Raw genomic sequence first — 21,376 nt, forward strand, 5'->3', positions numbered from 1 at the left:
TTATGTGGATTAGGTCTATTATTCTTTGATCATTTGCAGTTTTGGTCCTCCTACGATAGAAATTATATATATTCCTGACTGCAAATCTGATGTAGCTATAGTTTCTTGATTAGAAGTTGCCACTTTTGTTTTGATAATGTTACCCAGCAGGTTATATACAATAATCTCCTTGTTTTTTATAGTACCGGTTACATTTACAAAGTTTTTGGCCGGATTAGGATAAAGAAGAATATCACACATATTTTCTAAAGAAAAGTTTTTATCATTGAAGGGTATGATTTTCCACTTTTGATTATTGTTGGTTTTACTGTATTCCCAAATCACAACATTGGCATCTATCTCTCCTCTTTCTCTATCCAGGCCTTTGTCTATACAATGCATAGGTTGTAAACCATAAACTCCTGATCCATTACTTACAACTTTCCATTTTTTATGATTATCGTTAGCATCAGTCCAAGTAGCTACATTTGTACGGTTTTCGCATTTTGCATAGGGTACTTCTAAAAATCTATTCGTGGCATAGTTTTTAATTGTATATACATTATTTCCTAAATGCTTAAATACCCATCTTTGATCATTATAATTAAGTGGTGCTGACATTCTTGCACTATGATTCTCTAATGATCTAGAAAGTAATCTTTGATTAGAAGCTGTAGAAACGATATAATGTGCACCATCTTGAATAAGTTGACTAGATGGGTTTGTCACTGTTATATTATTAACTTGATCTGTATCTAAAGCCTCTCTCCATGTTGTACCTAAAGGCTTTATATGAGTTTTATAGATATATCCTGATCCTGCCGAAGGTTTATTAGGGAGGCTGAAAGTAATTTGTTTTGTTCCTGATCCTCCTTCAACTTGCACAGTAGTACCGCCTAACCAACTTGTAGATGACCAAAATTCTACTGTTATTTCTCGTTTTGTTTTTGCTTCATACTTTACACTAAATGTATATTCTTTTTGTGACTGAATATTTGTAGCAGTATTTACAAACTCTATTTTATCATTATTGGTATTATTCTCACAGGACTCTCCGGGTAACCCATAGCATCCTTGCCCTGTTGGTCCTAGTTCGGGATTCCAGTCAATTCCGGCAACCCAATTTGTTCCTCCAAACTCATATGCCCCAACATCTGGAGCAGAACCCACATAACCATTTGTAATATCATTGATGACTCTTCCTTTGTTTATAGGAGTAGCTCCTGATTTTAGCCTGAAATTTCCTGCACCAACATTTGCAAAAGCATTCGCATTTGCTACCATGTTGTTTTGTTTGTTAGACTGGGGTTCCCATTCTCCTTTAAAACCAAGGTTGTTCCATACTTTTACATTTGTAAAAGCAGTCCCTTCTTTATGCCAAGCTCCCATTTCATCAGAATTATTCCAAAACGTATTATTGAATACATTAATATCTTTTCCATCCCAATTGATTTGTACACCTGTCCATTCTGTATTCCAAATTACATTATGATGCACAGAAAAAGCTTCGGCATCATTATCAAGGTATACTCCAGCAGCTTTTTTTAATTTACCTCTTCCTTGATTATCATGAAACCAATTATGATGAATTTCACCATTATGAGGTCCTCCTACAGTGTATAATAAAGCACAGTCATCATTGATAAGGTTCGCCTGATAGACATCATTGTATGCAAACTCACTACTGTTATTAAAGAATTGGATACCATCTCTTCCTCCTCTAAAAATGGTATTTCCTTTAAATGTTGTATTTCTACCTCCTCTAGCATTGATAGGAGCATCATAAGATCCTAGATAATTAAAATCATGGATTCTCGAGTTTAAAATTTTGTTGCCATTACCACCTACTTTTATACCATTTGCTGCTCCAAAAGCAATTTCACATTTTTCTACAACATTATTGTTACCGTTCATGAGAATGCTCTGTTGATTTGCAGAAAATCCTTTTTGTACTCCTATAGTATGATTACCATAAAATGAAGAAACACCATAAATAACATTATTATTAGAATTATTAGGCATATCTATAGAACCGCCAAAAACAGCCAGATTTTTGATCTGTATATAACTTCTAACAGATAAGTCTATAGTAACTTTTCTTTTTCTCATTCTTACGACTCCATTAGCCGGAGCATTTCCATTTGGCATTTGTACAAAAAGTTCTTTAGTATTGGCGTTAAACCACCATTCATTTTGATAATCCAAAGCTCCTTTTACGCCTTCTAGATAAAAATCTCCCTTATCTGCAGGAGCATGAAATGTTCTAATCCAATTTGGATTTTTATCAAGATTAAAGTTTACTCTTCCTGATGAGCTACCTGTGATAAAAGCTTTCCATGCGATCCACCCGGAACCAGGCTTGTCTCCATAAAAGAAAACTGCTCCACCTGCCCAGTTAATGTTTGGTATTTGTGATGATGTCAAAAATGCATTATTACTAACATTAGAACCGCTACCTCCATCATTTCTTCTAGAATTTAACGTAAATGGAGTACCGTCGGTATTATTCGGCCATCTAGCAAGATCCATTGCTGTATTGCCATTCATCACAAAGTTTTCTTGTCCTAAATCCCAGTCGACTTTTACTTTATAAATTACTCCCGAATCTTTTCTCCATCCACTTAATGCCTGCATTGCCGAAATAATTACTTTTTCTCCTGCTTTTGCAGTATAGACTATTGGTTTGCCAGGAGTACCGGATCGTTGTGGTCTAATAGATTCTTCATAAGTTCCTTCTCCTATGATAATAACATCTCCTGGTTGTGCTACAGAAGATGCTTTAGCAATTGTTTTATAAGGTTTTGAAGCTGTTCCTGAATTAGAATCATTACCATTTTTTGCGACATGAATATTTTTTGCGCTAATGGTTGCAAAAAACATCATAAAAACAAATTGAATCATCCTATGATTCAATTTACATTGAACGTTGAGTTTTTTCATGTTGAGGGTTTTGTTTGTTAATGTTGAAATATAATTTGACTGTTATAAAATGATTTGCATGATCTAGCATTCGTTAACAAATCTTTAGAATTCGTTATTTAGGTATAAGTTTTTATAAGAATTCAACATTATAGACATAGTTATTGTCTATAGCTATTGATACAAATAAAACTTTCTGAATAGAAATGTTATTAAGAATGTGTAGACCTTATATAACCTTAAATACTTTGTTTAGTTGAGGTTACAATAGTCGTGTTGTGAGAGAGAAAAAGTCTTTTTTGGTTGGTGTGATTGTTTTTGGGGTTTCATGGTTCTAAGTGTTGAGGTTGATATTTTCGATTGCGAAGATAAATCAATTCAATAAATAAATTAAACTCGTAATTATTTCATTAACAATTTATAAGCGTTGTAAAACCGTAATGTAATTACTATTAAGAGATACTATTTCTATTCTCATGTCCTTTTTCAAAAGCAAAATTGATTAAAAAAAACAAAGTATTTTCAGGTTTTGTATAAAAACGAAGCAGACGCTTTAAGTTTTTTAATATCAACATTTTGAAAAAAACAAACAATGTTAATTTTAACTATTTATTAGTTTATTTAAGTTAAAATTAACACTTTAAACCTAAGCGATCTACACTAAAACTTCTGGTTATATTTTTTGAATAAGTCACATTAGAATAATGTCCGAAAAATGATATTTATCATTCTAATCAAAAAATATAATCGATAAATTAAGTCATATTAAAACCAAAAATTTCTTGTTATGTCACTTAATTTTAATCAATATGCTGTAGAAGGTAATACTTTCATAAAAAAGTATGCAAAAGACATGAATTTAGAACATGATATCGATAAAGCAGGGCGGGTTTTGTCTTCTGTGTTATTTGGATTACGAGAACTTATCTCTTTTGAAGAATCTTTACAGCTTATTGCTCAATTACCTATGTTTCTAAAAGCAATATATGTAAATGGGTGGTCAGCCAAAAAGAAAAAGATGAAAATAAAACATATGTATGATTTTATACAACTTGTGAGATCGTATGATAATCCTACTGCTATTTATGATTTTGAATCTGATGAAATAGCCGAACATTATATAAATACTACTTTTTTTACCTTACGCAAATACATTTCTCCAGGAGAAATGGATGATATAAGAAATGGATTACCTAAAAACCTAAAGAATATGATTTATCAAAATATCTCTGAACAATCTAACAAGTCATGATATTGTGGTCCCATTTTAACTTGCTCATGTGAATCTACACAAAAGAACAATGCTTTATTTAGTTTTTTAATCTAATGTGTGTTTATAAATACTTTAATATTATGTTTTTACTCTAATATTTTTTAAAAATCCATACCCAACCCAACTTGAAGCATATTGATTTCTTTAGAATTAAAGAATCCGGCATGTAAAGAAAATTGATTGAGTCCTTGCAACCATAGTCCACCTCCCTGAGAGGTGTTCCATTTTTTTGAAGTATCATTCTCTACCCATACTCGACCATAATCAAACCCTCCATAAACACCTATTGTTACTGGTAAAAAAGATGTTTTATATTTTGTCAATCGTAATCTTATATCTGTACTTTGGTAAAGATATGATTTACCTGTAAATCTTTCATTTCTGAAACCTCTTAACCCATTATTACCTCCTATAGAAGCTCCGTGATAGAAAAAGAAATCGTCTCCTATATTTGTTCTTCCTTCTACGACAGAACTTAATACGATATCTCCTGAAGCTATTAATTTTCGACTAAATCCTGCTCGACCAACAAGATATCCAAATCTATTATCTTCTAGATCAGTATTTGCCAAAAAACCTGCTTTGAACGACAAATAGAGTGCTTTGGTAGGAAAACCTATTGCGTCTTCGTTTTTATATCGTAGACCTGCTTCTGCTCCTGCATAATTTTGATTGTCAAAAACTAATGGGTTTACATTATCAGGAGTAAAAAACCTATCAGAGTTTTGCTCTACTTTATACGACTCGAATAATGCTTTTAGATATAATGTTTGATAGTTGATCCCTACATCAAATTTTAATTGTTTTGTTCTGGCTCTGTTAAAATCCAAATCATCATTATTATTATTGATGGTCTCATTACCAAAACCAAAGAAATTATTAGCAAATCGCTCATTAGTAAAATATCCATTTACTTCAAAGTTCCAATTTGGGAAAATATTTGCAAAAATACCTTGATAACTAAGCTCTATCCCAGGAAAAGTGAAATAATAATTTGCAGAAACAGTATGTTTCCTTCTAAATGGGCTTCCATTAAAACCATTAACTGTGTATGTATCTGTTGCTCCTATAAAGAAACCATCATCTACTCGAAAACCTAATTGTGGCAATACAATATTTGAATTTTCTTTGAAATATCGCCAATGAAACGTGTTGGTTTCATATCGATTGGTTAATTGCTTTTTGGGAATATCTTCTGTAAAATTAGATGTCTCATATCTAAAGTCATAGATCTTTAGCTTGTTTGTATTGTTAATAATATAGGTATCTTCTCCATACCCTCCTACAATTCTAATTTTAATCTGTTTGTTTCCTTCTCCAGATACTTTGAAAGTATCACTTTTATTTAGTCCATAAATCCAAATCTCTTTTGTTTCTGTTCTATCAAAGGTTCTGTCATAATAAAATTCATTAGCTTCTTTTTGTGACGGGTTTTGAATTTTAATTCTCGTCTTTCCTTCCGGAAGACGTTCTATTTCTACAATATCTTTATTTCTGGTACCATGTATCGCTACAACTTTATTTAAATACTCTCCATATTCAAAGGCGTATTGAGGCAACCGTTGTAGGCGTTCTCTTAATGCTTTTTTAATTTGTTCTGCTGTATCATCTTGTATAGCGTCAGGCAATCGAGCGAATGCTCTATTAATCACTTCTTCTGTAACTGCTTGTTTTATAAAAGTTGCTTCTTCTCTCCATATTTCTGCCCCATACTGATTTAAAATTGCTCGATCCAAATTATTTGCTTCTGCATTAAGCCACTTCACACTTTTAATGTCGCCTTGGTATGTTTGCCAAAATCTGGTATCTGGTATTAACATTCTTGACAATACTACTGCCAAACCATCATATTTTGGAAAAGTATTATCTCTATCTCTAGGTATTGGGGCATATTCTTTTGATTTACCTGTTTTTTGATATTCTGCCCAACGCCATTGATCATTATGTCTATCCCAATCCCCTATCAGCATATCGAATAATCTTGCTCGGATATAACTACGTTGCTCAATTGTGTTATGTCTATCCTTCTTGATTTTGTCTAAAACATCGGTAGTACTTTCAAAATCATCAACTTTGAGTTCGGGATGTACACGATTATATCCTCTATAATCCATGTTTTCGCCAGAAGGGCGTTCTTCTATATAATATAGCTCTCCTCCATAATCTTCATTAAGTGATCCTAGTGCCTCTTGTTTTGGAATATAATACAACTGAGTTTTTGCGTGATTTACCTTTGCTGCTTCTGCTAGAGGATCTACAATCAACTGCATATAGGGATGAGAGGTTGTAAAGAAGTCTGAAACGACTTGTTCTACTATAGAATCTTCAAAATCAGACTGATTATATGCAATTCCTCTCAAAATAAATTTAAGAAATCTAAGTGCTCTTTTTCTCAATGATCTCATCGCATATTGTTTCCCATTTTTATCTTCAAGTCTAAGCGAATACGATTGGTGTCCTCCTCCCTTCTTTACAACAGTTAATCCTCCGTATAAGGTATCTAATAATGCTACAGGAGCTTCTACAGGTTTTCCATAATATTTACGATGATGTTTACCCCAGAAAAAATTGTATAAACCTGATTTTTTTAACTTAGTAGAATCACTTATAATTGCTCGAGAAATTGTTTTTTCTTTAGGAATATCAAAATCAGAAAATTTCTTTTCTTGTTGAAATGCGGGTAAAACATCAAACATGTATTTTTTGTCTTTATCACCGGTAATAAAAGTAACTTTTGAAGAGCCATCTGTAAAGTATTCTAACTTAGTAAACCCTGTTTTTCCATAGGTAAACTGTCCTTCAAAATTAAGAGTTCCTCCAAGAGCAGAAATTACATCTTTTGTACGCCTTGTTGCTTTTGCTTCTCCCAAAGAACCGCTAATAATTTGTTGTATTCTGTTTCCTGTAAGGTATTGAAGACTTTGCTCATGTCCAGAAACGACAGTAACACGATCAGAATCTTGAGCTATAGAGCTTACTAATACTCGCAACGCATTATATCGTCTGAAATTTAAAAAATTTGGAGAAAAAGCTCCTAATTCTTCTATACCTTCAATCACAGTTCCCAAAACAGGAAGTGGAAGCATATTTTCTTTTACAGTAGAGTTCCCTGCGTATTTACCATTACTTAAAATTGGATGATGCATGGCAATGATTATATTCTTATTTTGCCCATCATTAATATAACCTTCTAATTCTTCAGAAAAACGACGCATTGTATTAACACTCTCGCATCTTTTATTTACATTTTTCAATCTATCCCAGTTCGAAATCAATAAAGAAGAATTAATAACAATCAAATCAAGTTTAGCGTTTAGTTCTATTTGTTCTATAGGACAACTTTTTGCAGGAAATAAATCTGCATTTTTTTTGTTTTCCTGAATAAAGTCTTCAATATCTTTTATCATTTCAGCATCTTTACTTTTCCACTCATTCATACCTGATAAGAAAACAGTTTTTCCTTCAAAACTTTTTAAAGCCTCTAAATGATCTAATATAATTTTTTTGTCTTGCTTAGTATTTTTTTTGATTCCAGAAATATTATCTCCAGTAAAGATTACAGTACTATTCTTATCAGACTTAGAAAGGTGATTTTTAAAAAGTTCTAGTGTAGCCGTATTTTGAGGTGTTTTAGAATTACCATACCCTCCTGCGATGTAAAAAGTGTGTTCTACTTCTTTTGTAGTCGTTTCTTGTTTGGGGTTTGTAATAAGTTGTGGTTCATACGATGCGCAACCTATACCTAAGAAAATGGTTAAGATTGAAAGTACCTTTAATAATTTCATTGTGTTGATTTGTCTGATTAAATAACAGTAAGTTTGATACTTTAAAGATTTGTTTATATCTACAATTATGATACTTTGAAAGTAATTGAATATCTTACCAAAATCAAAAATATGTAAATAATTATGTCTTGTTACATATCTTAACAAAATTTAAAATAATATCAAAAGTCCATTCATTCAGAACATCTAATGATAAATTTGAAGTATAATATTTTGTAAAGAAAATACCAGTCTTATACTATCACGTGTACAATCAAGCTTGATTTATACAGATAATATTTTTTTTATAAAATTCCCCATGCATACCTATTAAGCATAAATAATTAAAAGTTAATTAGTTAATCTAGACATTTTTTAAAAATAAACGCTGTAATTAAATGTTTACATAAAATTGTTTTGAAAAAAACATATAATAGTATTGCGAAAACAAGAATCTATTGTATATTTGCCGCGCTGAAATGATAAAGTAACCATACAAAATATAATGGTCGCGTAGCTCAGCTGGATAGAGCATCTGCCTTCTAAGCAGACGGTCACAGGTTCGAATCCTGTCGCGATCACAAAAAGCCATTCAAAATTGAATGGCTTTTTTGTTTATAATGTTCCGTCCTGAAATAAGATGTGCTTTAAATTCTTGAACATTTCTTAAGTATAATCTTCCCAAAAAATTATCTCCTGTTTTAGAAATTATATAATGAATACTCTAAAACTAATCCTCTGTAAGTAATTCTTATTTTCAATTTTGAAGATCAAAAATATTTTTTTCAAAAAGAATACCTCCTTTATACATTCCTTTTAACGCAGGATGAATCTCTTTTCCTAATGTTGTCAAACTGTATTCAACTCTTGGAGGAACTTCGGGATAAACGGTTCGATTGATCAATCCATCTGATTCTAATTCTTTAAGTTGTTTTGTAAGCATGCGTTCACTAATATCAGTTAATAGTTTTACTAGTTCACTGTATCGCTTATCGCCCTGAAAGAGGTGCAAAATAATCGTCGCCTTTCGTTTTCCCTTTATCACATTTATAAATGTATCAATAGGGCAATAACTTTTTTTCATTTTTTTTTCCTTTTAAAGTATTGAGAATCTTAAAAACTGAAATAAATGTTCGTTTGCGCACCTTTTGTAAGTACTTGAAAATTATAATATTTATTCTGAAATTTATATAAAGATAAGTAAAAATAATCCATAAAGATGAAACAAAATAATCTTACGTTTAAAGCTTTTAGAGTCGAAGAGAACGATGGTAATTATACAGGTTCTGTAAAAGAAATGGAGTTTGGTCAGTTAAACGACGGCGAGATTTTAGTTAAAGTACATTACAGTTCTCTAAACTATAAAGATGCATTATCAGCTTCTGGAAATAAAGGAGTCACAAGGAACTATCCCCACACTCCTGGGATCGATGCTGTTGGAGTAGTAGAAAAATCAAAAAGCACTTTATTTAAAGTTGGCGAAAAAGTAATTGTTACTAGTTATGATTTAGGAATGAATACTGATGGAGGTTTTGCTGAATATATTCAGATTCCTTCTGAGTGGGCTTTAAAATTGCCAGAAAAACTAACTATGAAAGAAGCTATGATATATGGCACAGCTGGACTAACTGCGGGGATGTCTATACTAAGACTTACAGAGTTAGTAAAGCCCGAAGATGGAAAAATAGCAGTTTCTGGCTCAACAGGCGGAGTGGGTTCGTTAAGTGTTTCAATTTTAAGCAAATTGGGATACTCTGTAATTGCAATTTCTGGCAAAGAAGCAAATAAAGAATACTTACTTGAACTAGGTGCAGGAAAAGTTATGCCACGTAATGAGATTGAAAATTTTGACAAGAAACCTTTATTAAAACCCATGTTTGCTGGAGCAATAGATACTGTTGGAGGGGTAATCCTAGAAAACATAATTAAGTCAACAAATCCAATAGGAACAGTAACCTGTTGTGGTAACGTTGCTTCTCCAAAGATTAATTTAACCGTTTTTCCTTTTATCCTGAGAGGTGTTACTCTTATCGGTATCGATTCTCAAAATTATCCGATGAAATACAGAACTGCAGTTTGGAATAAATTAGCAGACGAATGGAAACCTGAGTTTTTAGAAAATACCTGTAATGAAATTAAGCTCAATGAGCTACCAAATCAAATAGAATTAATGCTTAACGGCAAGCTCAAAGGAAGAACCCTTTTGACAATAGCTAAATAAAATAATTGATAATAATCAGCACAAATATTAGGCGAACTTTATCGGTCTGCTATATAAATCCCTCATGGTTATTATTAACCCGATATGTAAGTGCTGTATAATTTAAAAATTAATTTTGGAAAGTATAACTCTAAAATTCTTCAAAAAGTTTGAAGTATTTTGGTTCATGATCAAAAAAAGCCATTCAAATTTGAATGGCTTTTTTATAGGATAATACATATGGTTACAAATCGAATAAGCTTCCTCCTAGAGGTATTTCTTCTATAGTTGTAATTTTGCTCAACATCTTGTCATAATTATTTACATCATCATTTATGTAATCTGAGAATAATAATTTTAAACTTGAAGAAAGCTCGGGGCAAGTGGCACATGTAACATTGAAATTTCTCAATATAATTGTACACTTACAAAAACTCTTGGCTCCTTCTAAACCAACAGAAGGCAATGGCCATGGTAATGTTACTAATCCTGAAACATAAAAACTGTCAATCAATATCCCATTTTGAAAAATAAAATCACTAGGTACATCCATTCCTTTTGGGTAAGGAATATATAATAAATCAACACTTGTGTTATTTGCACGATCTTTTACTTCTTTGATTACAATTGCTCTACTTTCTTTTTGAGTTATCAATTCTTTTATAAAGGCAATTTCCTCTTCTTCTACTGGTAATTTACTGAGATCAATAATTGTGTTTGCTTTTTCACCAGAAATAAATCTTGGTGTTTGTGGAGAGTTGGGACTAAATCGAAACTCTGGATCTATCACTCTAGCATATTTTAAAGCATATAAAGTAGCGATACGAGCATCCATATCAAATGTGGACTCTAATTCATCTACAAGTTCATTTTTTTGATCACTCGAATTAAATGTTTCTTCTTCTGTGATTTCTTTATTACAAGAAATGATACTAACTGAAAATAGTACAAACAAAATTCCTTTGAAAATAAGTTGATTTGATTTCATTCTAAATATTGATTTTATATGATACGATTGGTTAAAAGAAGTAACTTATACTTCTAAAGTGAAATCAAATGTAGAAGATATGAGATCTGTATACAAGGGCTGTTCAACCCTTATTTAATAGTCTGGAACACCCTATTTTGGTTATCTATTACTGCATATATATCAAAATAGGTCATCAAATAAAATGTAACTTTATAATAGTAAGGAATTATGTATTTTGATCTATGTTTCAGTAATTAATTTTTTATTAATATTAAGTACTTTAATATCGGTGCATGTGAATACTATTTAATAATATTCATTGATGAAGGGTTTAAATCCTTTTAGAGTTGGCAAGGGTCTAATACGTACTTCTTTGTCGATTTTCTCTGTAATTTTTGAAGTTTCCAAAATTTCAACCTGTTTTGAATATTGATTCTTAAGCAGATCGAAAGCGATTTCGGTAATATTTTTGCTGTCATAATGCACAAAAGTAAAGTGTATTAATCTAAATTGTTCTTTTCTTATTTGAAATTCATATCTAGAGTTTCCTTTGATATAAAAATCCAATTGCAATTTGTCATCTTCAATATTTACATCAGGAATTTGACTCCCATTATAAGCACCATTCTTTTCAGGAGGATACATTGCTTCAATGATTGTAGTAGATGAAAAGAACGAATGATATTCACCATTGGGATTTGACAAGAAGATTTCTAATTTGAATGGTCTGCTATTATCAATAGTATCCATTGCAATGATTGCCTTGTCTTCTAAGCCATCATTATTGAGATCGCCAAAAGCGTTTCGAACAACATAATCAAAAGTATTTTTTACACTGTTCTGTTGTCCAAACGTTGTATCAAACATTAGTATTAGTAAAATTAGTAGGATAGTTTTTGTCATTTTTATAATCATTTAATGATGTTTCAATAGTATTATACATATACTACTATTTACTTTTAACATTATATTTTTTATTGGTTTTATTAATCAAAAATAGAACAAAAAGTAAAGTGTTTATTTATATAAATTTTTGCACCAACTTATGGTTTTTAGTTCCTCTACACGCAATGTTTTGTTTAGCTAAAAATAACTAAGACACTACTAAGAATCGCGAGAGCATCAAGACATAGGTCATCGAAATAAAAGAAGTAAGAATCCATTTTTTGCTTTCTTACTTCTTGATTTTTCATTATTGACTCTTATCAGTCTTATTTTAAGCACATTAAATCAAATACAAGCATTTTAGAATGTCCATAATTACAACTAATAAGTTTAGGTATTTACTATTTCTGATCTATTTTTATACCCTATTTTCTACCTAGTAAAGCGCTAAGACCAGTATTGACAGTTTGCTCTTCTATTTTAAAATTATCCTTTACAATATTTCTTACCTCATCGTATATAGGATCATTACTCCCATAAATAAGCCTTATAATAAAGGCTCCTAAAAGACCACCTTCTTTGTGTAAAAAAGCTAACCACCCTGCTAATTCTGCCGAACTAAAGCGAAAGTGAGTACATTTTCCACTTTCACTAGTAGGATCTTTTACAACATCAACAACTACAACAAATCTATGATATGCATTTTTGATAACCGTAATAGTATCTTCTGTACGACTATTCAGTATTTTCCCGGCTACACTACTAGCTTTTCTAGAAGATTTATAAGTGTATTTGTCTCCTAATTTTTCTTTTATTATTTGTTCTACATCTTCTATAGATGGGTTTTCTATTGCTTTATATATTGTTACTTTCATATTAAATATCTTGTTTATTTTTTATTCTTATGCTGTAGTTTATGTTAATCATCGAATACATCTAGTCCGTATGTAGATTCTAATTGACCATCTTTGTTTGTTTCAAATTGAAATTGATAGAGGTAATCGTTTATTTTTCTTCCGTAGAATGTACGCTTCGCCGTTTTTTTATCAGTATTAAGCGTGAAGACATGTTTTATTTTACCTGAGGTTTGATCTACCATCATATCATAACTGTTCACGCGATAGTTTGAAAACTCATCTGTTTCATTTTCAATTAACGCAATAGCATCTTTAAAATACGTGTGGCACTCATCGATATTGAACGCGCTTAGTGCATTAGTTTTTGGAACGTTCTTAAGTTCTTGTGTAGCTTCAGGTTTATGTAATTGACTTGTTGCATAGCTGTAGAACCAAAGTGTATTTTTATTGTTTTCAGGAAAATATATATTGATTTGCTCTATCGCATCGACATTGGTGTTTTGTGCTAAAAAGCCTATCCCGTTTACTTGTTTGTCTTTGTCAAAGGTGTCATTCAACTTAGTTTTCAAGGCATTAATGCCTTCCATATTAGTAAATGTTGGTGTATCACTGCTACCAGAACAACTCACAAGAAGCACAAGTACAAACAGGTTACAAATCGTATAGTAGAATTTAGTTTTCATTTAGTTTCTAAGTTTTAGTGATTTATCTGGGTTCATCGTAAATTTGTACTGACCATAATTGGTTGTTCTCATTCGTCCGCTGGTTGTACTATTTATATAATAATTCAAGTCAAAATCAGTATATATATTTCCTTTTTTATCTGCTCTGAACGCTAAATAATCTAGGTAGTAGTCTGTACCCTCTTCAAGAAGTTCTTGTTCTTCTAATATTTTTAAAGCCTCTTGATATTTATCCGCGATCACTGATATAGGAGCGTCTTTTATTTTGAAACTTTTTTTGTTTTTGTATATAATCTTGTTTCTTTTGGACGGATCACTAAGTGTTTTGTTAGATATGTTAAAGGTTTCATTAAAATAGCTCCCATTTAGTTGGTAATCATAACGAATATCTTCTAAATCACCTGTTAGCGTTTCTGCAGAAAAAGTTAAGCTGTAAACATCAGAATCATTATTAAAGTTTTCAGCCATAATTGCTTCTAATTTTTCTACGCTCTCTCCGTTTTTAAAATTTATTGAATCGATAGAATTACATGAAGCACATAGGAGTAAAATGAGTAAAAAAGTTAAAATATTTTTCATTTTTTTTAATTAATAGTTTTTATAATACAATTTTAGATACTTAGAAAAGTTTTGTTGGTGATTCATTTATACAAGGGTTCTATTCAACATATCAATAAAAGGATATGAAGTGTTTTCATTCTTTCTGATTTTGAATTTTGTTCCTTTAGTGAAACTGTTTTCAAGAAATTGTATAAATTCCATATTTTTATATATTCTTTAGTTTTGAGATGTAAAGATATATGGCTACGTAAGGATGTGAGATAGAGAACCTATTTCTGCAACTCAAGAATAAATAAGCGTATGGTTTTAAAAAATATACGTTAGAATAGTATTTTACATTTAAAATTATTCTAATAGAGTATTCATTTATATAAATTTTAAGCAAAAAAACTATTTTCAGGTTTCAAAGTCTTACGATCAAAGAAGGAACCCAACTCTATTTATTTTGTACAACTACTAGTCTTTGTCTATACTTAGGAGTAACATGTGAAGTTAGCGAATCTGATTGTGAGTAACATATATAAAAAAAGGATCTAAGTTTTTAGACCCTTTTCATATTTTGATGCTTTAACAGAACCGTTATTTATTATAAAGGATTAAGGAATTATTTCTTTTTAAAAATCTATTACTTAATTATGGTAATACTTTTACTTTTTATCGAATTTAATTAAAAATTGGTCTTGCCTTATGCTTACTGCACTATATGAATACTGTATAAGTGATAAAAGACCAATCAAAAGTATTATTATACCCAATATAATGATCACATAAATAGCTATATCCCATACTATATCTAACTTGGTATTAATCCCTCTAAGTAATGCTGCCACAACCAGGCAAGAAATCGCTATATAGAACAATACCATTGTACGATTTAGTAATTTAAGCTGGGTTAGCTTTTTATGTATAATTTCTTCTAATTTATTTTCACTATTAATCAAAGTATCAATCTCATTACTTATAGATACCATAAGGTTTGAAGTAGATAAAATCAACAATCCTATTCCCGGAATTATTGTGATAGGTAAATACCAATTTTCCATAAACTCTTTTTTTAATTAATAATGACTTATACAATAAGAGGTCTTCTAATCAATACGAGTAAATTGTTTTATAGCTTCTCGAAAGAACTCTATAACATCAGATTTTGAAACACCTTTCTCCGTTGACAATATTGCTCCTTTAAAATTATCATCTATCCAAACTCCTTGGTCTAAATTTTGAAAATTAGTAGTGCTTATTGCTTTGTCTTTTGCATAGCCACTTATATAAAAATAGTGTTTATTGCAAAGACGATCCGGTATCGCTAACCCTAGTCCAATATGGATTGATTCTTGTGAAGAGGTATCATTATTATTGACTCTAAAAGCAGTATAGATACCTGTGTCAAAATGATGTGGCCAAACACGTATTTCTGTTTCGAGATGATAATCCTTGATAATTTGCTCTAATGTTTGTTGTATAAGTATTCTTAAACTACTTAAATATTTTAATTCATCAATGTCTTTTAGTTTGAATGTATAATCATCATCAATAGAATATGGTAAGTCATAATGTAGATCATATTTATAACTCTTACCTATACACTTAAGTGATGTTTCTTTTAACCATTGCAATACTTCTTGATGTGTTTTTCCATCTAGTTTAAACATTTTTTTCTTTGAAAAAGAATGCCATTCTAAAGAAAACTGCTCGTAATTAAAAGCTAAAACATCTCTTTCAGAAGATAATTGACGTGTTTCCAGACTTTTTGCATCTACATTAAAGCCTAAATTAGTATGGCTATCATCATTTTTTGGTATAACAAAACTAATTCCCGCAGCTGCTAAATATTGTGCTGCTAGATGTATCTGTTCTTTCATGATTTATATTGTTATTCTTATGATCTTTAAGTGAATCTTCCTTTTGATTAACGTTTATGTTCGGGGCTTGCAAATCCTGCCTTACACCCTGCTTCCCACTCATCCGGTTGATTACCATGAGCAGGGACCCCTCCATTATCTTTAAGCATTCTTGCAAGATGCAAACAATTCCAAGTTAAGAATGTCGTATTTCGATTCGTAAAATCATTTTCCGGTCCTCTGGAACCTTCATCCATATAAGATGGTCCGGGACCTGCCTCCCCCATCCATCCAGCATCTGCCTGTGGGGGTACAGTGTATCCAATATGGGATAATGAAAATAAGATATTCATTGCACAGTGTTTTACACCATCTTCATTTCCTGTAATGAGTGTTGCTCCTACTTTTCCATAATCTCGATATTGGCCTTTTTCATTAAAGGAATGCGTATATCCATACATACGTTCTAATACGCGATTACAAACTGATGTTTTTTCTCCTAACCAAACTGAAGTACAAAGGATTAAAATATCACATTTGTCTATTTCTTTCTGAATTTGCGGCCAATCATCACGGTCCCATTCTGGAGTTTCTGACATATCTTTTCCTAATCCGGCAGCAAGTACATAATCTACAGGTCTAATTATTTTTGTAGTCGCTCCATTTGCTTCAAATATTTGTTGTGATACCTTTATTAGTCCTTCTGTATGAGACATTACAGGAGTTCTACTCAACGTACAGTTTAAAAAAAGTACTTTTAGATCATTATATGTTGCGGGCGCTGTACTACAATGATCCTTAATTTTTTGTTGAAGTTGTTCTGACATGATCTTGATTTTAATGATTCGTATTTATGTTTAGTTTATTTTTAAAAAGATCAAAACCTTTACCGTCATTATTTTTTTGGTGATTTTGAATAATTCTGTTTTAAAGGTTTACTTCACACAACATTTAAGATAAAGACTAAAAAATTATTTTTTGAGATATTTATTAGTCTAGCCTTTAGTATAATAAGGTTATTTCAAAAAAATAAGTCAAATATCTATCTCTGCAATTTTGGAGGCATAATACGTTAATTAATAAAAACCTAGAGTAGCGATAAAGAAATTACTATCTAATGATTTTTTATTAAGCAACCTTATTCGATTAGACAGTATCGAAAATCAAAACTTACATCTTAACTCAAAAATTACTTTAGCTATGTTAGAAAAGCTATTCTTATTTTTTACTTTATGACTTCTTTTCTTTAAGTATTTTATAGATAAAGTAAATATTTGTCAACACAATAAAATAATTTAATAATACTATTGGTATAGAGTTAATTAATATTCCATAGGTGCCCAAAAGAAATGCTCCGATCAGATTTACAATTCTAAGCTTAAGTATTGAACTCATCGTAATACTCATTGCTATAAAAAAAGAAGCAATATACCCTAGTGTTTCTATCCAATTTATTTGATCCATATTTTATATGTTTATTGTCGGTTTTTTATAAATAATTAAAAGTTTATTTAATCAGGTCAAAGGTATTATACTATTTACTCAACATATTCTTTTCTAATTATTTTTTCTTATAAATAAATAAACTATTACTATTTTTTGGTAATAGTTTTCGGTTTGAGATCTAATTAATTTTAATTTACGATAATTAAATTGGGTAACAATTAATATTTTTTTACCGAACGTTTGGTAATTACAATAATTCATTTTAAATTTGCCCTATGAGACCACAAAAGGTATTAGATATAGAAATTTTGGCTGGTTTAACTAAGGTTTTTAGAACCAAAGGTTATGAAGGTGCCAGTTTAGCAGAACTTGCTGAGGTTACCGGGTTAAAAAAAGCTAGTCTATATCATCGGTTTCCTGGTGGAAAACAAGAAATGGCTGCTGCTGTTCTTGCTCATATTGATGAATGGGTCAAATCTAATATCTTTCAAGCATTAAATAACAAAGAAAAAACTCCAAAAGATAGATTGATTGATGGGATAGCTCAAATAAGAACTCTTTACAATGGCGGACGCGAAGTTTGTATTTTTAGAGCTTTATCAATGCAGTCCGGACTTGAGTTATTTGAACAACAAATATCAAATGCGATGAAAGAATGGATTGATGCTTTTACTTCAATAGGTATAACATTGGGGTTAACACCAGACGAGTCTCATAAAAATGCATTACAGACCTTAATAGAAATACAAGGAAGCTTAATTGTATGCAAGGGAATGAATAACATCGATATATTTGAGAACACATTATTAGACATTGAAAACAGGTATTTGAAATCATAAAAAAATTTATATTAATATTTTACCGAATGTTCGGTAATAAACTAAAATTATTTAATCATGGAAAAAAAACATCCTCTCCCTCCTTTTAACAAAGAAACCGCTATACAAAAAGTTCAAATGGCTGAAGATGCTTGGAATAGTAAAGATCCTGTAACAGTATCAAAAGCATATACTATTGATACAGAATGGCGTAATAGAGATTTATTTATTAATGGAAGACAAGAAGTACAAGAATTTCTTGCTAACAAATGGAAAATTGAATTAGCATATAAACTGAAAAAAGAATTATGGGCTTTTCAAGATAACCGAATAGCTGTGAGATTTGAATATGAATACCATAATAAAGAGGGTCAATGGTTTCGCGCTTATGGAAACGAAAACTGGGAATTTGATAACAATGGGCTTATGAAAAAAAGATATGCCAGCATCAATGATATAAAGATCAATGAATCAGATAGAAAGTTATAGGTAATTACTACGGGACAGGTCTATAGAATATCAATAAACAAAGTATATGTAAAACTTTGAGGCAAGTCCCATAAAACCAAAATATTGATCACTGAGTAACAATATTTTTAAAACACGAAAAATGAAAAAATTAATCCTTAATAGCATGTTATTACTAGTACTATTAATAACTGCTTGTGAAACTCCAAAAAATAATAGTACATCAAATCAAAATAACAAAAAAATAAATCCACAAATGAAAACTATAACAAACACTAAGTTCAAAAAAATTGACATCAACGGGGTCAATATTGCTTACAGAGAATCAGGAAATACAAAAAACCCAACCATAGTTTTATTACATGGTTTCCCTTCTTCATCTCATCAATACCGAAAAGTTTTAACTCAACTATCTGATGAATTTCATTTAATCGCACCGGATTATCCTGGATTTGGAAACAGTGATTTCCCACCTGCATCAGCTTATGAATATACATTTGATAATCTAGCAGTTACTATAAATCAGTTTCTAGAAAAACTAGAAATAAACTCTTATGCCTTGATGATCCAGGATTATGGTGCTCCTATCGGATTAAGAATTGCAAGTACACATCCTGATAGAGTCACTGCCATTATTAATCAAAATGGAAACGCATATGAAGAAGGTCTTGGAGAAGCATGGGAAGGTATAAGAAAATTATGGGCTGATAGAAATCCTGAAACTGAGGCTGCATGTTTACCAGCTTTCTCATTAGAAGGACTAGAATGGCAATATACTCATGGTACTCGTAATAAAGAAAGTGTAAATCCAGATAATTGGAACCTTGATTATCTAAGGCTCTCAAGACCCGGCGCACATAAGGTAAACATAGATTTATTTTATGATTATCAAAACAACTTAAAACTATACCCAAAATGGCAACAATATTTAAGAGACAATCAACCTCCTCTATTAATCGTTTGGGGTAAAAATGATGAATTCTTTCCCGAAAGTGGAGCTGAAGCCTTTAAAAAAGATGTCAAAAATATCGACTATAACATTTATGATACAGGTCATTTTGCACTAGAAGAAGATGGAAATGAAATCATAAAAAAGATCAGAGATTTTATGAATAATACAATATCAAAATAAGTATTTTCATTTGTAAATAATGAAAAACTATTGAAACAAAAATTTTCTTAATACATTACTAGATCTACTTTGAATCCTGTAGGTTTCAAAATCTCAAAAACAATTCAAAGTAAATCTAGTTAGTGTATAATTAATGTATACTCCCACTACTCTTTTTGTAAAAACGTTATACTCCAAATACCACGTAATTGATTAACTTTATATCCTTTTGCCATGTCTTTTGGATATAAGTTTTTTATTTCAGCAAGTACTTCAGGTTTGATGTTTTGTTTAGGCTCACCATGACATTGCAAGCACATACTATTGGTAACAATAGGATAGTAAAAATGATCAACCCCATTTTTATTTTCTATAATGGGATTCATATTTATTCTATTTAGCAATGATTTTTTATAAGTATTTATTTTATCCAATTCACTGGTATTCGCTATATTTTTTGGATTTCTTGGTTTATCACTTACTCTTTTAATTAAAACATTGTAAGCATTTGCCATACTATCCGTAAGCGGATAAGCTCTTTCATTACAAAACACCAATGCTTCAAGGGTTCCTTTTTTTTGAATAGCTCCCATAAGGTTTTTACCTAATACTTTTTTGGTATCCAAAGCATATTTTAAACCTATATCTTCTGTTGTATATTCTTTGCCGGATGGTAGTATCTTTTTACCACTATTAATGTAGTTTTTTGCTATATTGTTAATTTTCCAATATTCTTCAAACCAAGAGGGTTCTTCTATTTCATACTCATACATGTACTCTCCGATCTTATCAATATCTTCTTTTCTAAAAGATTGATAAGGCATTACGCCATACTTATCAACAGCTTGATGCAGTTTTGTCTTATTTTTTGTAGGTTCTTTTACAAAATCCCACATTGTGTTTATAAACTCTTCTTTAGTCGTATTTTTATCAATATAATTTGCCTTAATTTCTATCATTGGTGGCCCAATTCTATTCTCTTTTTCAGGAGCTGTAGGGCTATGGCAAACATAACACTGTGTTTCCATAAGTTTTTTGCCTGATAGCGCTATCGAAAATTCTTGTTTTGCACTCTTCACCTTTGATGGTACATCAGTATACTTTTTTGTGGTTTTATCTTTACAGCCAAATATTATTATAAAGCTTATAAATATCCAGGTTCTTCTTTTTACCATTATCGGCCTACTTTACTTATTATAATAATGAATATGCTTTTTGATGTATCAAAATATTTTAGCGCCAAGCCATATAACCACCTTTAAGGTCATAAATTTGATCAAACCCCAATTCTAAAAGAATTTTAGCCGCCTTTTGACTCCTATTTCCTGAACGACAATAAAGATAGATCGGTTCTTCTTTATTTAACTCTTTTGCGTTCATTCGAAAAGTAGATGATTTTAAAACATCAATATTCAAAGCATTGAAAATATGACCAGAACGATACTCTTTTGGTGTTCTAACATCAATCAATTGAACATTTTTTTGTGCAATAGATGATTTAAAGTCATCTGCATTTAAAATTTTAATATTTTTTGTTTCCTTTGTTTTTGAGCTAAATAAAAAACTAAATAATGCCATTACCAATACGTATTATCATATTA

The 21,376-nt window shown here is 30.7% G+C and carries 19 protein-coding genes and 1 tRNA gene; 6 read left to right on the top strand and 14 right to left on the bottom strand.

Annotated features, from left to right (window positions below; all coding sequences use genetic code 11):
* Positions 1 to 18 precede the first annotated feature (18 nt).
* Positions 19 to 2,919, bottom strand: coding sequence for an RICIN domain-containing protein (locus FHK87_RS19335; RefSeq protein WP_140595437.1), 2,901 nt, complete (start codon positions 2,917 to 2,919; stop codon positions 19 to 21).
* Between the two features lie 766 nt (positions 2,920 to 3,685).
* On the opposite strand from FHK87_RS19335, the gene FHK87_RS19340 reads away from it, so the two are divergent.
* Complete coding sequence (locus FHK87_RS19340) at positions 3,686 to 4,150, top strand: DUF2267 domain-containing protein (RefSeq protein WP_140595439.1); 465 nt, start codon at positions 3,686 to 3,688, stop codon at positions 4,148 to 4,150.
* A 122-nt stretch (positions 4,151 to 4,272) separates the two neighbouring features.
* On the opposite strand, the gene FHK87_RS19345 is transcribed toward FHK87_RS19340, so the two are convergent.
* Positions 4,273 to 7,956 (bottom strand): BamA/TamA family outer membrane protein, encoded by a 3,684-nt coding sequence (locus FHK87_RS19345; RefSeq protein ID WP_140595441.1) that lies wholly within the window; start codon positions 7,954 to 7,956, stop codon positions 4,273 to 4,275.
* 486 nt (positions 7,957 to 8,442) lie between these two features.
* On the opposite strand from FHK87_RS19345, the gene FHK87_RS19350 reads away from it, so the two are divergent.
* Positions 8,443 to 8,516, top strand: a tRNA-Arg gene (locus FHK87_RS19350).
* A gap of 176 nt (positions 8,517 to 8,692) precedes the next feature.
* On the opposite strand, the gene FHK87_RS19355 is transcribed toward FHK87_RS19350, so the two are convergent.
* Complete coding sequence (locus FHK87_RS19355; RefSeq protein ID WP_140595443.1) at positions 8,693 to 9,019, bottom strand: winged helix-turn-helix transcriptional regulator; 327 nt, start codon at positions 9,017 to 9,019, stop codon at positions 8,693 to 8,695.
* A gap of 135 nt (positions 9,020 to 9,154) precedes the next feature.
* Here FHK87_RS19355 and FHK87_RS19360 point away from each other — a divergent pair, with 135 nt between their 5' ends.
* Entirely contained in the window at positions 9,155 to 10,156 is a 1,002-nt protein-coding gene (locus tag FHK87_RS19360) for a YhdH/YhfP family quinone oxidoreductase (RefSeq protein ID WP_140595445.1), read from the top strand.
* A 223-nt stretch (positions 10,157 to 10,379) separates the two neighbouring features.
* On the opposite strand, the gene FHK87_RS19365 is transcribed toward FHK87_RS19360, so the two are convergent.
* From FHK87_RS19365 to FHK87_RS19405, 9 genes are all read right to left on the bottom strand, one after another.
* Complete coding sequence (locus tag FHK87_RS19365; RefSeq protein ID WP_140595446.1) at positions 10,380 to 11,123, bottom strand: hypothetical protein; 744 nt, start codon at positions 11,121 to 11,123, stop codon at positions 10,380 to 10,382.
* 288 nt (positions 11,124 to 11,411) lie between these two features.
* Positions 11,412 to 12,008 carry a hypothetical protein gene (locus FHK87_RS19370; RefSeq protein WP_140595447.1) on the bottom strand — a complete coding sequence of 199 codons (597 nt, stop codon included), beginning with the start codon at positions 12,006 to 12,008 and terminating at the stop codon, positions 11,412 to 11,414.
* A 407-nt stretch (positions 12,009 to 12,415) separates the two neighbouring features.
* Positions 12,416 to 12,865, bottom strand: a complete 450-nt coding sequence (locus FHK87_RS19375; RefSeq protein ID WP_140595448.1) for a hypothetical protein — start codon at positions 12,863 to 12,865, stop codon at positions 12,416 to 12,418.
* Positions 12,866 to 12,909: 44 nt separating this feature from the next.
* Positions 12,910 to 13,530, bottom strand: coding sequence for a hypothetical protein (locus FHK87_RS19380; RefSeq protein ID WP_140595449.1), 621 nt, complete (start codon positions 13,528 to 13,530; stop codon positions 12,910 to 12,912).
* Positions 13,531 to 14,109, bottom strand: a complete 579-nt coding sequence (locus FHK87_RS19385; RefSeq protein WP_140595452.1) for a hypothetical protein — start codon at positions 14,107 to 14,109, stop codon at positions 13,531 to 13,533. It lies immediately after the preceding gene.
* Between the two features lie 629 nt (positions 14,110 to 14,738).
* Positions 14,739 to 15,134, bottom strand: coding sequence for a DUF2721 domain-containing protein (locus FHK87_RS19390; RefSeq protein WP_140595454.1), 396 nt, complete (start codon positions 15,132 to 15,134; stop codon positions 14,739 to 14,741).
* Between the two features lie 45 nt (positions 15,135 to 15,179).
* On the bottom strand, positions 15,180 to 15,953 hold the full coding sequence (locus FHK87_RS19395) for a hypothetical protein (protein ID WP_140595456.1): 774 nt from the start codon (positions 15,951 to 15,953) through the stop codon (positions 15,180 to 15,182).
* Between the two features lie 47 nt (positions 15,954 to 16,000).
* Complete coding sequence (locus FHK87_RS19400) at positions 16,001 to 16,759, bottom strand: flavodoxin family protein (protein ID WP_140595458.1); 759 nt, start codon at positions 16,757 to 16,759, stop codon at positions 16,001 to 16,003.
* Positions 16,760 to 17,162: 403 nt separating this feature from the next.
* Complete coding sequence (locus FHK87_RS19405) at positions 17,163 to 17,396, bottom strand: YgjV family protein (RefSeq protein WP_140595460.1); 234 nt, start codon at positions 17,394 to 17,396, stop codon at positions 17,163 to 17,165.
* 257 nt (positions 17,397 to 17,653) lie between these two features.
* Here FHK87_RS19405 and FHK87_RS19410 point away from each other — a divergent pair, with 257 nt between their 5' ends.
* From FHK87_RS19410 to FHK87_RS19420, 3 genes are all read left to right on the top strand, one after another.
* Positions 17,654 to 18,217 carry a TetR/AcrR family transcriptional regulator gene (locus FHK87_RS19410; RefSeq protein WP_140595463.1) on the top strand — a complete coding sequence of 188 codons (564 nt, stop codon included), beginning with the start codon at positions 17,654 to 17,656 and terminating at the stop codon, positions 18,215 to 18,217.
* A 57-nt stretch (positions 18,218 to 18,274) separates the two neighbouring features.
* The gene (locus FHK87_RS19415; RefSeq protein ID WP_226294331.1) at positions 18,275 to 18,685 is read left to right on the top strand and encodes a nuclear transport factor 2 family protein; all 411 of its coding nucleotides are present in this window, start codon (positions 18,275 to 18,277) and stop codon (positions 18,683 to 18,685) included.
* A 121-nt stretch (positions 18,686 to 18,806) separates the two neighbouring features.
* Positions 18,807 to 19,796, top strand: a complete 990-nt coding sequence (locus FHK87_RS19420) for an alpha/beta fold hydrolase (protein WP_140595467.1) — start codon at positions 18,807 to 18,809, stop codon at positions 19,794 to 19,796.
* A gap of 146 nt (positions 19,797 to 19,942) precedes the next feature.
* Here the strand turns inward: FHK87_RS19420 and FHK87_RS19425 are convergent, their stop codons facing one another.
* Positions 19,943 to 20,950, bottom strand: coding sequence for a Tll0287-like domain-containing protein (locus FHK87_RS19425; protein WP_140595469.1), 1,008 nt, complete (start codon positions 20,948 to 20,950; stop codon positions 19,943 to 19,945).
* 58 nt (positions 20,951 to 21,008) lie between these two features.
* Positions 21,009 to 21,353 (bottom strand): rhodanese-like domain-containing protein, encoded by a 345-nt coding sequence (locus FHK87_RS19430; protein ID WP_140595471.1) that lies wholly within the window; start codon positions 21,351 to 21,353, stop codon positions 21,009 to 21,011.
* Between the last annotated feature and the right edge of the window lie 23 nt (positions 21,354 to 21,376).

The organism is Aquimarina algicola (genome assembly GCF_006443095.1).
Taxonomy (GTDB): domain Bacteria; phylum Bacteroidota; class Bacteroidia; order Flavobacteriales; family Flavobacteriaceae; genus Aquimarina; species Aquimarina algicola.

What these genes read in the sequence shown, in the direction of transcription:
- FHK87_RS19335 (WP_140595437.1), bottom strand. Translation starts at nt 2,919, where the DNA reads ATGAAAAAACTCAACGTTCAATGTAAATTGAATCATAGGATGATTCAA.
- FHK87_RS19340 (WP_140595439.1), top strand. Translation starts at nt 3,686, where the DNA reads ATGTCACTTAATTTTAATCAATATGCTGTAGAAGGTAATACTTTCATA.
- FHK87_RS19345 (WP_140595441.1), bottom strand. Translation starts at nt 7,956, where the DNA reads ATGAAATTATTAAAGGTACTTTCAATCTTAACCATTTTCTTAGGTATA.
- FHK87_RS19355 (WP_140595443.1), bottom strand. Translation starts at nt 9,019, where the DNA reads ATGAAAAAAAGTTATTGCCCTATTGATACATTTATAAATGTGATAAAG.
- FHK87_RS19360 (WP_140595445.1), top strand. Translation starts at nt 9,155, where the DNA reads ATGAAACAAAATAATCTTACGTTTAAAGCTTTTAGAGTCGAAGAGAAC.
- FHK87_RS19365 (WP_140595446.1), bottom strand. Translation starts at nt 11,123, where the DNA reads ATGAAATCAAATCAACTTATTTTCAAAGGAATTTTGTTTGTACTATTT.
- FHK87_RS19370 (WP_140595447.1), bottom strand. Translation starts at nt 12,008, where the DNA reads ATGACAAAAACTATCCTACTAATTTTACTAATACTAATGTTTGATACA.
- FHK87_RS19375 (WP_140595448.1), bottom strand. Translation starts at nt 12,865, where the DNA reads ATGAAAGTAACAATATATAAAGCAATAGAAAACCCATCTATAGAAGAT.
- FHK87_RS19380 (WP_140595449.1), bottom strand. Translation starts at nt 13,530, where the DNA reads ATGAAAACTAAATTCTACTATACGATTTGTAACCTGTTTGTACTTGTG.
- FHK87_RS19385 (WP_140595452.1), bottom strand. Translation starts at nt 14,109, where the DNA reads ATGAAAAATATTTTAACTTTTTTACTCATTTTACTCCTATGTGCTTCA.
- FHK87_RS19390 (WP_140595454.1), bottom strand. Translation starts at nt 15,134, where the DNA reads ATGGAAAATTGGTATTTACCTATCACAATAATTCCGGGAATAGGATTG.
- FHK87_RS19395 (WP_140595456.1), bottom strand. Translation starts at nt 15,953, where the DNA reads ATGAAAGAACAGATACATCTAGCAGCACAATATTTAGCAGCTGCGGGA.
- FHK87_RS19400 (WP_140595458.1), bottom strand. Translation starts at nt 16,759, where the DNA reads ATGTCAGAACAACTTCAACAAAAAATTAAGGATCATTGTAGTACAGCG.
- FHK87_RS19405 (WP_140595460.1), bottom strand. Translation starts at nt 17,396, where the DNA reads ATGGATCAAATAAATTGGATAGAAACACTAGGGTATATTGCTTCTTTT.
- FHK87_RS19410 (WP_140595463.1), top strand. Translation starts at nt 17,654, where the DNA reads ATGAGACCACAAAAGGTATTAGATATAGAAATTTTGGCTGGTTTAACT.
- FHK87_RS19415 (WP_226294331.1), top strand. Translation starts at nt 18,275, where the DNA reads ATGGAAAAAAAACATCCTCTCCCTCCTTTTAACAAAGAAACCGCTATA.
- FHK87_RS19420 (WP_140595467.1), top strand. Translation starts at nt 18,807, where the DNA reads ATGAAAAAATTAATCCTTAATAGCATGTTATTACTAGTACTATTAATA.
- FHK87_RS19425 (WP_140595469.1), bottom strand. Translation starts at nt 20,950, where the DNA reads ATGGTAAAAAGAAGAACCTGGATATTTATAAGCTTTATAATAATATTT.
- FHK87_RS19430 (WP_140595471.1), bottom strand. Translation starts at nt 21,353, where the DNA reads ATGGCATTATTTAGTTTTTTATTTAGCTCAAAAACAAAGGAAACAAAA.